Annotated in this window: 8 protein-coding genes; 2 read left to right on the top strand and 6 right to left on the bottom strand. The window is 61.2% G+C overall.

Annotated features, from left to right (window positions below; translation table 11 throughout):
• Nucleotides 1-106: 106 nt before the first annotated feature.
• Complete coding sequence (locus RJT48_RS08385) at nt 107-418, bottom strand: YgaP family membrane protein (RefSeq protein WP_311171814.1); 312 nt, start codon at nt 416-418, stop codon at nt 107-109.
• A gap of 520 nt (nt 419-938) precedes the next feature.
• On the opposite strand from RJT48_RS08385, the gene RJT48_RS08380 reads away from it, so the two are divergent.
• Together RJT48_RS08380 and RJT48_RS08375 are read left to right on the top strand one after the other, a co-directional pair.
• Nucleotides 939-3,101, top strand: coding sequence for a PKD domain-containing protein (locus RJT48_RS08380; protein ID WP_311171813.1), 2,163 nt, complete (start codon nt 939-941; stop codon nt 3,099-3,101).
• 263 nt (nt 3,102-3,364) lie between these two features.
• Nucleotides 3,365-3,583 (top strand): hypothetical protein, encoded by a 219-nt coding sequence (locus RJT48_RS08375; RefSeq protein ID WP_311171812.1) that lies wholly within the window; start codon nt 3,365-3,367, stop codon nt 3,581-3,583.
• Between the two features lie 880 nt (nt 3,584-4,463).
• On the opposite strand, the gene RJT48_RS08370 is transcribed toward RJT48_RS08375, so the two are convergent.
• The 5 genes from RJT48_RS08370 to RJT48_RS08350 all read right to left on the bottom strand — a co-directional run bounded on the left by RJT48_RS08370 (nt 4,464) and on the right by RJT48_RS08350 (nt 11,531).
• Entirely contained in the window at nt 4,464-4,748 is a 285-nt protein-coding gene (locus RJT48_RS08370) for a hypothetical protein (protein ID WP_311171811.1), read from the bottom strand.
• 136 nt (nt 4,749-4,884) lie between these two features.
• Complete coding sequence (locus tag RJT48_RS08365; RefSeq protein ID WP_311171810.1) at nt 4,885-6,084, bottom strand: ATP-binding protein; 1,200 nt, start codon at nt 6,082-6,084, stop codon at nt 4,885-4,887.
• A gap of 2 nt (nt 6,085-6,086) precedes the next feature.
• Nucleotides 6,087-6,905, bottom strand: coding sequence for a hypothetical protein (locus RJT48_RS08360; protein WP_311171809.1), 819 nt, complete (start codon nt 6,903-6,905; stop codon nt 6,087-6,089).
• Entirely contained in the window at nt 6,892-8,688 is a 1,797-nt protein-coding gene (locus tag RJT48_RS08355) for a hypothetical protein (RefSeq protein ID WP_311171808.1), read from the bottom strand. Before RJT48_RS08355 ends, RJT48_RS08360 begins: the two co-directional genes overlap by 14 nt.
• A 2-nt stretch (nt 8,689-8,690) precedes the next feature.
• Complete coding sequence (locus RJT48_RS08350; protein ID WP_311171807.1) at nt 8,691-11,531, bottom strand: MFS transporter; 2,841 nt, start codon at nt 11,529-11,531, stop codon at nt 8,691-8,693.
• Between the last annotated feature and the right edge of the window lie 54 nt (nt 11,532-11,585).

Below are 11,585 nucleotides of genomic sequence, written 5' to 3'. Positions count from 1 at the left end.
AATAGCCGGCCGGTGCTGCTGTCGGCGATGCGATGCTCGTTCGGTGCCCGCCGGTCGTCGTCCTGCGGCAGAAATCCACGGGTCGAAAAATCCGAAGGCGTCGCGATCAGACCGACTTCCGCGACTGAACGGGCTCTGCCTCTTCGGTGTCTGTCGCGGTGTCGGTCTCGATGTCGGCCGCGGGCTCACTCGTGTAGGTATTCAGCCCGAGCACGCGGTTGATGACGCACTGCCGGGTGAGGCCGGTGACGAGTAACACGAGGCCGATGAGACCCAGCACCGCGGCGACGACGCCCGTCGAGAGCGGCCCGACCGCGAGGCCGAGGATCCCAGCGAGCGCGGCCAGCGAGACGGTCCCGAGTACCGACCCGAGTACGAGGCGAGTGGTGCGATCGTTCCCGCCGACGTTCTTTTCCATTTTGATCACGTCATAGAGGCGCTCTGAGGAAATAACTCTATCTGGCCGTCCGAAGGCTTCATAGAACCACTCCTCAGAGGTTGTCATCGAGGGCTTCCTACACCAAACAGGAACCGCTGACTACAGACGAACGAAGTAGCGACACTGGTCTCAACGTACCTGAATCTGGTCAGAAGTTCTTCGAATTAACGAAGGCTGTTACGATGTAGACGGGTTTAGAGTCCGTCAAGAGTTCCACAGGGAAAACACTGCTATTGGTCACCCCATAGAACTATACCATTGACACCTTAACCAAACAAAATAATTGGATATTAATATGGAAAACATACGCTACACCACGCTAACCATCCTATCGGTGATAATGGTCGTTTTCGCTGCCGGACCCGCGATCGGGGCGACGGCACCGGCTCTCGCTTCCACTGACCACAGCGAGTCACTGGATGTAAGACCTTCTGTAGATGCAGGCGGAGGGACGTCACTACCGGCGCAAGTCGAATTTAAGACACGAGGTTCGGGGGAAGTGCAAGAACTGGTCGTTGTTGAGCGTATCGACCGTGACGGTGACGGCTACGCCTCAGGATTGCAGTTCAAGATAGTCAGCGACACGCGCCCGAAAGATCCGAAAGAGAACGGTCAGGCTGGGCGCTCGACGGCCAAACTGTTCTCGGTTCTTATCGGTGGTCCATTCGAAAAGCTGCACAATTTCTTTACAAAAGACGCCTCAGACGAGTTCTTTACTCCCGGGCAAGTGGTGACCGCGACTACCACTGACGGAACCCGCGAAGTTATGACGTACCGGCCGATTGGAAAGGATAAGTACCTTGGACCCGGCGAGATGGCTGACGAGACACCGCTATACGTCGGGACCGCACGCGAGGGCAAAGCGTGGACACACGAGACTCATGCCATCGGGGTTTCGCGGTTGCTTGGGCCTGGTGAAGAGCGAACGACCATCGAATCCATCAACTTAGAAGCTTGTTGGGACCCCGAATCAAGAGGATCACTGACAGGTAAGGATTTTGACGCCTGTCTGCAGCCGACAGACATACCCGACCAAGGCTTCGCTGCGGTTTTCGACTCACTGTATGGAACCGCGCCGTACATTTTTGTCCCTGATGAGCCGTTAAAAATCGAATCACCCGAGCAGGATCAAACAGAGACAGTGACGGTCACCTCGAATGTTGATGGGGCTGTTGTATCTATCGACAGAGAGCAGGTTGGGACGACGCCGTGGACAGGAGAGATCCCGACAGACGTGGGGAGGGACGGCTCGGTTCGAGTTACTGTGACCGAGCGGGGATACCTTCCCGAAACGCGCCGTATGGCCGAACCACGCGACATTGATACCCGACTGACGAAGATCGAACAACCGATAACGGTCCGCACTACAGAGCCGGGGGCGACCGTCTTCGTCGACGGTGAGGTTGTCGGAGTGACGCCGTGGAGTGGTGAGCGGTGGGTAGAGGGCTCATACGACGTGTTCATCAGCGCCGATGGAAAAGCCCCGAGCCAGTTTACTGATGTCAGGGCTGGCGATACCATCTCAACTGAACTCGTGGACGATAGTCTGATTACCAGCATCTCCGAACCGTCGTTAGAGGACACATCTCTCAACGGGTCAACCGACACGTCAACGACTGAGTCGACCGACGACGGCAGCTCTGAACCGGAACTGATTCTCTCAAACACGAACCTGACCGACCCCGGGTTCGAAGAGGACCTGCGCCAAATACAAAATGTCAAGCTCGTCGCTTCGCGCTTCGAGCCGAGCGAAACGACTGTCAAAGTCGGCGATCCAATCACACTGACGGCACGACAGTCATACAGTCTCTTCGGCAGCATCACAGCCTATGAGTGGTCGTTCGGCGACGGCAGCACGACTGGCCAGCTCTCGACTACGAGCCGAACTCACACCTACACCAGCCCGGGGACGTACACGGTCGAGCTGACAGTCCGAGACGGGAACGGTAACACTGATACAGCGACGAGGACAGTGACCGTGGAAGACACCTCACCGAAAGCCGCGTTTGCCCCGAGCACATTCGATTCGCAGACGGGCGAATCCGTCTCGTTTGATGCCAGTGCGTCAACCGACGCCGAGGGGGCTATCAGTTCCTATCGGTGGGAATTCGGCGACGGGTCGACTGCGAACGGGCCAACGCAGACACACACCTACACGAGTGACGGAATCTATACCATCCGATTGACTGTAACTGATAGCAACGGGAATACCGACGTGCGTGAAAAGGACATCAATATCTCTGTCCCGAATACACCGCCGACCGCGGCGTTTACTTCATCGGTCGACCGCCAGGCCGGGACGGTAACGCTCGATGCGAGCGCGTCTAAAGATGACGACGGGACCATCACCCAGTACGTCTGGACCTTTGAGAACGGAACTGTAGTGACAGGCGAACAGGTAACCTACGACGCACAAGGCCCCGGCTCTCGCGACATCGAACTACTCGTTGTCGACGATGAGGGGAGCTCTGCGGCGATAACCGAGGCCGTCAATAACGCCGACGCAACAGTTGCACAGACAACGACTACGAACACGGAAGCTCCCTCATCAACCGACGAACAGACGAGCACGGTGACTACACCCCCGAGCGAAGAATCGGGCGAAGGGGTACTCGGTGCGCTTGGGAATTTGCTCCGGAGTATTATCGATGTATTTGAGTAATGAGAGTGCTCTGAGGGAGATATAAAGTACGGTTCGTAGATATTCTCTCTCGGCTGTTTCTCGTGATCGCAGGTTGATGTACACTTGTGAATATTTCAACACGCAGGCAGACTCTCACGGCTGATTCAGGTGTGGAATCGTGAAACAAATCACCGTGGGAATACCCCTATGACTCCCTTCTCGGCACCTCAGCCGCTCGTCTGACGGCCGTCTCGAATACCTCGGCGGAACAGTCATTTCACGAGACGCGCAATGCGCACTCAATGTTCGATCCGGTGGTGCTGCTGTTGATCGGGGTGCTGTTTCTCCAGTACCCGCTCGCCGTCGTGATGTACCTCGACGCGCGGCGACTGAATCTGAAACACCCCGAACAGTACTGGCTCGGCGTCGTCGTCCCCACTGTGGGCGTTGTGGTGATCCTGTATTACTTCTCGGCGCGGCGGACCCTTCCCCGGCAGTCCGAGGCGAACTCCGAGGACTGATCGACTCGATAGCAATTGTCCGGCAGAGTATTATCGAACTCCTATTACGATGCCTATTTTACGGAGCGTCTGCTGCGTAACCCGTCAGAGAGAGCCTGCGTATTACTCAGAAGAGTCCGATTCGGGACTCTGATTCGCAGCGTTCACCGACGAAAAGAAACTCCCAATAAGTCCAAACACTCCCACCCCGAGAGATGTGAGAACGATCGTATTCGAGGTCCCGTATCCGCTGGCTTCAATTTGAACTGCCCATAGCATCAACACGATACTGAACAGGAGGACATCTCTTGACAGGGACATACACCACGTGCTAACAGCTACCTGTTTAGCTTTTCCCGATCGGTTGCCCCGCCCGCTACAACATCTGTACTGACCGGTTCCTGTCCGGGTGCGAAGGATCTTCTCTGACACCGCTGTACCGGCAGCCTCGCGTTTCACTTTCGCTCTGCGTGGCTCGGATTTTTGCTATTCAGCGCATTCACTGCGAGGTATGTCACTCGGAACGTGCGATCATCGGAAGTGTGACGACCCAGCGACCGCGTATTTCACGTTCGCAGCTGCCGGGATTACGAAAACCTACTGTTCAGCCCATATCGAAGGGGCACGCCGTCGTCTCTGTTCCGATGACGCACGGTAGTTTGACGCCATCTGACGATTTTTATTCCGTCCGTTCCTCGCTCGAAGTGCGGGCGTGAGCCCGTGTACCCCACCCGAAACCTGCCCGTCTCCCTGGCCGCGGCTTCCCCGGCCGCGGCCGCTATTCATCCCGCGTTTCGATCTCGCCCACACGCCGGGCAGACGCGTGGTAGTTCCGCGTGTGGATGCGCTGCCGCGACCGCACAGCGGACACAGGCGACCTGTGGCGTGTCGTCGAGCGTGCTCACGGCAGCACCTCCGACAGCGGCGGTACTGGCACCGCTTCGACGAGGCCGCCGACGAGATCGGCCAGGACGCCGAACTGCACGGCAAGGTCGACGCCCGGGATCAAGCCGAGCAGCGCCAAGAAGAGCACGAAGCCGACGAGCCCGGCGATCCGCAGCCACGTTCCGAGGCGTGCGGCGAACGCCAGGACCGAGCGCCCGTGATACAGCGCGATGGCCGCCGAGACCGCGGTCGCGATCGAGCCGCCGACGCCAAGCGTTTCCAAGAGTGCGCCCAGCGCCATCAGCAGCGCACCTCCCATCGCGGCCGCGGGGGGACCCCCACGTTCCTTTCGGAATTGCGCGCGCGTAACCGGCTCGCAGCGCGGCGACTCGCGGTCGGTGCCGCCGTCTTCGCGAAACTGAAGCTCCGATCTCGGGTCATTTTCCCCTCCGTTCGAGCTTCAGTTTGTGGTCGATCGGCGTGTAGTATTCCGGCCACGAGATCCAATCGAAATTTTGTTCGTTGAAAACTAAGCCCGCGTACTCGTACTTCGACGCGAGGTGTCCGTGGTCCATCGGGACGTGGTTGAACCCGACGACCTCGCCCTTCGACGTCGGGTTCGCCGTGCCGTGGAGGTACATCCGCCAGCGCATCTTTCGCCGAATCTTCGAGTGGATGTCCTCCTCGCTGTGGCCGAACGCGAATATCGACAGTCCCATCTTCCGGGCGTCGACCCAGCTATCTTTCAGGAGCTTGATTTTCTGCAGCGTCCCGAACTCGTCTTTTCCAGCGCCCTGCGGCGCGATGTCGCCGATCTCGTCGAGTATCAGCGTCGTCCAGTCGTGCGGGCCGTGCTCGACGCGGGCGAGTACCCAGCCGAACCACCAGTGATTCGACGGGTCCCGCTCGTCGAAGAGATCGCCTTCGGGCGGGGCGTCGTACTGTTTCTCGTCGGAGTTCTCGTAGATCCCCTGGATGCCGCGCATCCGCGGGTCCGGATAGACGACGTGGAACTGCCCGACGTCCAGCAGTTCTTTGTTCAGGTGTTTCGGGTTCCGGTAGCGCACGATGTCGCGGACGACGTGTTGCTCCAGCTCGTCGAGGGTCAGTGTGTAGCCCTCTTCGGTCGGCACTCGCGGCACGAACTTCGCATCGTAGTCGACGCCTTCCGGGAGACACAGCGTCGTCCACGGCGCCAGCGGCAGCCACTCCGAGCGAGCGGACGACCCGCGCCAGACCACCTTCGCGACCGAATTTTTCTTCGTTGACCACGCCGAGGTCGGCGTGATCCCCTCGATCGAGCGCAGCGCGATGTGGTTCGCGAGCGTCGATTTGCCCGATCCGGGCTTCCCGATTGTCAGCAGGTCGGTGCCGCCGACGATCTTGTGCTTCGTCGACTCCCACGTCGTGTCGATGATCGCCGGCCAGAGTTGTGGGTACTCGTACTTGTCGGGGTTGAACGCGCCGACGCCGCCGTGATCTTTCCCCGGTTTGTCTCCCCCGTGGTAGGATCGAATCGATCGACTGTCCGGCCAATTCTTCGTTTTGTCGACGTTGTACGTGTCGTGTCGCGGTTCGAGGAATCGGTTCAAGAACCGCTGTTTCTCCTCTGTGAATTGTGGTTCTGATAGACTCATCGTTAGCCTCCCGTCGGGCCGCGGTCCTCTGTCTCGCCTTTCGCCGGTTCTTCGGCTGTCCGTCGCGTCAGATCGCGAACGGCCCGGTTGAACGCCGGCAGGATGATTCGGCAAATATACCACTGTCGACAGCGCCGCCAGTGCGGTCGCGTATCGCACAGCAGCAGGTCGCCGCAGGGATCGTTGTGGAGATCGCGGATGAACTCTCCCGGCGGCGTCCCGTCGCCGAGCGGCTCGCCACGCGTCGCGACGATCAGATCGTCACCCCAGTCGAGGATCTCCGCGCGGTCGTCGAGGCCGCCGTTCAGCGGGCGATGCAGTGCGACCTCCTGAAACGTGTGCAGTTCCTCTAAGGCCGGGCGCATCGCGATCGACTGCGCCTGTGGGTCGTGGCCCGCGTCGCCGTCGCTATCCCGTTCGGTCTCGCCGACGTACTCGCCCGCGTCCTTTCGCAGCGACCGGAACGAGTCGGCCTGTACCGGCGCGATCACTTCCGCGGCCCACTGCTGGCGGACGCGCTCGGCGACGCCGTCCTCGATGTCTCGCGTTCGCGCCTCGCTATCGAGAAACGCCGCGAGGATCACGCCCTCGCTGTGATCGCTGTCCGGCCGGAACTCCGAGGCGAAAGTCGCGAACTGTGCGGTCGGCACCTCGCCGAGCGTCCGCACTGCGAGGTCCTGCAGCCACTGCAGGACGGCATCTCGGGAGTGGAAACCCGCGAGTAGCTGTCTGCGGAGCGTTCGGATCGTTCGCGGCAGTTGGGCCTCCGCCGGTCGGCGGTAGTGCGTCGCCTCCGGCGCGTCGCCGTCACTCGTCGTCATCGTCGCCCTCCTCGCCGTCGCTGCGGGGCGGCGCGCTGTTGGTCATCGTCCCGTTGGTGTCGATGTCGCCGACGTCTTCGACGACGTCACCGTCGGCGGTGGGTGCCGCCGTCGCGCCCCTCTCGTCGCTGGCGCTGTCGTCGACGCCGTCCTCGGCGGACGCACCGAACGCCTGATGGACCGTCGTCTCGGTCCCACGGCGGAGCTGATCCACTTTCACGTCCTCCTGGGCGGCGAGTGCCTTCCAGGCGAACTCTTCGGCTTCGTCGAGCGTGTGGGCGTCGCGGTTCCCGATCGACATCACCAGCATCGACGCCAGCACCGGTCGGAGTGCCGCCGGCGCCGGTTCGATGTGAACGTGGCTGTCAGTGCCCTCGACGGCGAAGTGCCACGTCGCCAGCGGGACGGCGACGATCAGTGCGGCGTAGACTGTCGGCCCGTAGAGTGCCGCTGCGCGCCACGTCAGTGCGACGCCGCCGAATAACAGGACTGCTGGCCAGACGAGGTCCTTCCAGGAGTCGATCTCCGGCGTCTTCAGCGCAAGTCCCGGCGGTTCGTACTCGATCAGCTCCTCGGCGTCGGGATCGATGATGAACACCTCGGTCCACGGCGACTCCCACAGCGAGAACCGCGTCCGCAACTCGTCGGCATTCTCGATCTTCGCGCGACCACCTTTCAGCCGGGCGAGGAACGCCATCCAGCCGTTGCGGACGATCGAGAGGCCCGCCTGGCCCTCGTCGAGGACGCGGTAGCTCTGCATCGTCCCGAACGGCATATCCTCGCTGAACGACATCGAGTCCTGATCGCTGTCGGAGCCGACCGCGGGGAGTCGTGTCGACGTGAACGATTCGACGCTGTCGATGTGCGGCTGCCAGAACAGCTGTGACTCGGTGCTGCCCTCGTGGGTCGCCAGCATATACCCGATGTAGACGACGCCCACGTACGCGCCCAGTACGAACGGAACGGTCACGATCACTTCCGCGGCGTAGTAGTACGCCCCGAAGACGATCCCCAGCGTGATCATGGTCGTGACGCCGAGGTAGTAGCCGAGCCCGTGGCCGGGCGGCGCACCGGCGCGATCGATCCACGAGCGGACCTTCCGCCCGCCGTAGGCCCCGAATGCCACCGCCGGGACGATGATGAACCCGGTCGAGAGCATCACGAACTCCGACCACGACCCCACGTCGATCGGCTGCGTGAACGCCACGGATCGGTGGGTGAACGTCCAGCGCGCCGTATCCTCGTGGCCGTTGACCCACATCGTGACCCGCTTCGTCTCGTCGTGTCGCGGGAGATCGACCTCACCCATCGCCCACCCGGAGCCGAGCGTTACCTGTTGTTCCTGGACGGTCACGTTCGCCGCGTACGCCTCGGTGGTCGTGGTGTTCCCGTGGGTGACCTGCCGCGTCTCGCGGTCCCAGGAGACGATCGTCACCGTCGCTGATTCCTGGTCCGTCTGGGCGCGGATCGTTCGCAGATACAGCGTGTTCGTCTTCAGCGTCTGCCCGGTGTCGAACTTCGGCCCGTTGTTCGCCTTCGTGACATCCCGCCATGGCTGGTTGGCCGGGGTATGCTCCAGCCAGAAGATGCGCTCCTCCGCCGGGATGATCCGCGCGGACGGTACCGAGTAGTGTTTGCCGTCCTGGCGGAGCTCCTCGATCGTGTACTCCGCGTCGGTGTTGGTGTCAGTCTCATTGGCCGACTGAGCAGCCGCGAGTCCACCCGCCGACAGCAGCAGCGTCGCTACGATGAGCGCCGCGATGATCGAGCGGTAGTTCGCCATCGTCAGTCACCCCGATTCGAGTCTTTCGTCTCGGTGTTCGTCTCCGAACTGACCATCCCACGGAACACGATGTTCCGAACCGAATCCGGCGACCGGTACGCCTGGATCAGCTGGTAGAGCAGGTACATCCCGCCGACCGCGAGGATCACGGTCACCTGCTGGTTCAGGAACGCGCCCGTGAGATCGACGCCGAACCACACCAGCCCAACGATCAGGCTGATCGCGGTCACAACTCCCCAGATCGGCCAACTGAACCGGTCGAGGGCGGACAACCCGAGGTAGGCACCGATCGGGACGGCCACGGTGAACACCGCCGGGACAGTACCCTCCGGAACGGAGATCGCGCCCGTAGCCAGCAGCGCCACCCCGATGATCCCGCCGACTGTCGCGGTCACGTAGGGATGCCGCCGCATCCACCCTACCGTCCGCATCAGCGTCGAGCCGACGGTCCCGCCGGCGCTCGTCGCCATCGAGGCGACCGACGCGACGCCCTCGCGGCCGCCGCGGACGTACGCGATACCGAACACGCCGAGGGCTCCGACGCCGAGTACGGCGACGATCGCGCCGATCGGGAGCCCGCTCAGCAGGCCCGACGAGGTGTCGCGTATCGGGCCGATCACGCTGATGTCGTCGTCGCTGTCTGTCGACCCACCGCTACCGGTGTTCAGCAGCCACTCGACGACGCCGGCGTCGTCGGTTCCAGTCAGCGTCAGCGGCGAGTTCGCCGTCCCGGAGTCGAGGACCACGCCGAGCGTCTCCGAGTATAGCTCGTACTCCGCGTCGTCCTTCGCGTCGATGTAGGTGTACTTGATCGTGTCTCCCGACTGGCTGCCAGCACGCACGCGGTACTGTGGGTCCGACTGTGCGGGGTCGGTGACGATCACCTCGACGTCTCCGTCGTTAGTCGCGGGTTCGACCTTGACTGGGATCGTGCCGATCCGCATCCGGTCGCCGGCCTCGACGTTCGGCGCGACGAAGCGCTGGTCGTTCCCGCTGAAGTAGGCATACTCGGTGTCGTCGGTCCACGTTTCGTTGTAGGCGTAGTGGACGCGTTCCTTCTGTGGCGTCCCCGAGTACAGCAGCTCGAAGTCACCGCTCGATCGGTTCGTCACCTCGATCTTCGGGTCGTCCGACTGGCCGAGGATTGCCGGGTCAGTGACCTGGATCTCGCCGTTGTTCGGGACGACCTTCGAGCCGTACGCCCGGACAGTGACGGTGTCGCCTGCGGTGACGCTTCCGACATCGACAGTCAGCGTCGTCTGGTCGAGCGACCAGCTGTCGGCGGTCGTCCAGGAACCGCCGTTCTCGCGGACCTGGACCTCGCGGATCGACGTGACCGTGCCCTCGAAGGGGATCGTCGCCTGCGCGCTTTGGCGATCGCTGGCGAACGTCTTCGAGATGTCGTAGCGTTCGCTGTACTTCTCGCCGTCGTACTCGACGGTCTGTTTCGAGGTCGCGTCGTGGCTGATGTTGGCTTCAACCTGCATCGTCGGCGCGTCGGCCGACTGATCCGGCAGCGAGACGTTGATCGTGTTCTCGCCCTCCTGGAGTGCGCCCTTGTCGATCGTCCGGGTGATAGTTTCGCCATCTGACAGGCTGCCGGTGTAGCTCGTCGAATTGCTGTTAAGTTGGAGTGTGGGGTCGACTGTCTCTGTCCTCTCTGAGACGTTAATTTTCCAACTCGCGAGTCCCTTATTTGATGATATATTGACCGCTTGGGAGCCCGTTTGTAGATCGAGTGTGGTTTCTGTAGATTCTCCGTCGCTTAAATCAGTCTGTATGAAGGTCGAGCCGTCTATTTTCCCGGTTACAGTACCAACTGGGCCGGATCTAACATCGACATAAACTCTCGCTGGACTCCCTTCGTTCCGAATTTGCAGGGTCTTACCGTCTCGCGTCCGGTTTATTGTCTCATTTATCGTATAGGTATCTCCGCTGTTAACGTATAAATCGGCCAATGTTGTCCAATTTTCAGACTCTCCGATCCGGTAGAATATATCTTGAGATCCGGTGTTCGGTCCAGTTTCCACCACATACAAATCTATACTTTGGACAAATCGAGAGTCGAATGAGACGTTTCGGGTTTCGTACCCGCTGAAACTGAACTCCGCAAGTTCTTCTTTGCCAGTTATTGAGACACTCGGATTTGTAGACTGAAAGCCAGTCGGCTCGGTGTTGCCTGCTATATTCACCGTCTCTAATCCCGATCCCGATATTGACCTATTTTCTCTGTTAGATACCCCGGTCAGATTTACCGTGACGTTCGATGCGGAATCGAGGTCATCCAGCTGGTAGGAGACGGTGGACCCGTCCGAGAAGGTCCCTGTCGTTCGGAACTCCCCGGAGAACGTCACCGTGTTGGAACTGAACTTCGCGACGTAGAACCGCAGATAGCCGTCCTCGTAGCTCGCCTCAGAGGTCCAGGTTTCCCCCGAAGAGTGTGTCCCGTAGATCATTTCCGGCGTCGAGCCGAGCGCTTCACGAAGGACCCCGGCGTCGATCGCCACGTCGCGGCCGTCGTGACTCTTCGTGTCGCGTAGGACGATGGCGACCTCGCCGCCACCAATCACGTTCGCGTCGTCGTCGAGATACTTCTCGTCGGCACGCGCCGGCGTTGTGACGATCACTTCGAGCGTGTCGGCGTGATCATCCGCGAGGACGTAGCCTTCCAGGTCGGCAGCGCTGATCGGCACCGACTCCCCAGCCGGCACGTCCTCTGTGATCTGGCCGTCGGGGACCCTCACCATCCCCGACGGGGCCGCAGCTACAGCGCCCGCGAAGGGCGCGAGAACCGATACAACCAGCAGGAGCGCCAGTCCGACCGCAGCGTGTGCGCGTTTCATCGCTGAATCACTCCCGATGCGGGGGAGTATCCGCGGCCGCACAGGCCGCGGTGG

Origin of the sequence: Halobellus ordinarius (assembly GCF_031823395.1) — an archaeon.
GTDB classification, from domain to species: Archaea; Halobacteriota; Halobacteria; order Halobacteriales; family Haloferacaceae; genus Haloquadratum; species Haloquadratum ordinarius.
Note: the sequence above shows the minus strand (reverse complement) of the source record. Positions and strands in the feature narration are given on the sequence as shown.

Excerpts from the sequence above, each read along its gene's own strand:
- RJT48_RS08360 (WP_311171809.1), bottom strand. The coding sequence starts at position 6,905 with ATGACGACGAGTGACGGCGACGCGCCGGAGGCGACGCACTACCGCCGA.
- RJT48_RS08355 (WP_311171808.1), bottom strand. The coding sequence starts at position 8,688 with ATGGCGAACTACCGCTCGATCATCGCGGCGCTCATCGTAGCGACGCTG.
- RJT48_RS08385 (WP_311171814.1), bottom strand. The coding sequence starts at position 418 with ATGGAAAAGAACGTCGGCGGGAACGATCGCACCACTCGCCTCGTACTC.
- RJT48_RS08350 (WP_311171807.1), bottom strand. The coding sequence starts at position 11,531 with ATGAAACGCGCACACGCTGCGGTCGGACTGGCGCTCCTGCTGGTTGTA.
- RJT48_RS08375 (WP_311171812.1), top strand. The coding sequence starts at position 3,365 with ATGTTCGATCCGGTGGTGCTGCTGTTGATCGGGGTGCTGTTTCTCCAG.
- RJT48_RS08365 (WP_311171810.1), bottom strand. The coding sequence starts at position 6,084 with ATGAGTCTATCAGAACCACAATTCACAGAGGAGAAACAGCGGTTCTTG.
- RJT48_RS08370 (WP_311171811.1), bottom strand. The coding sequence starts at position 4,748 with ATGGCGCTGGGCGCACTCTTGGAAACGCTTGGCGTCGGCGGCTCGATC.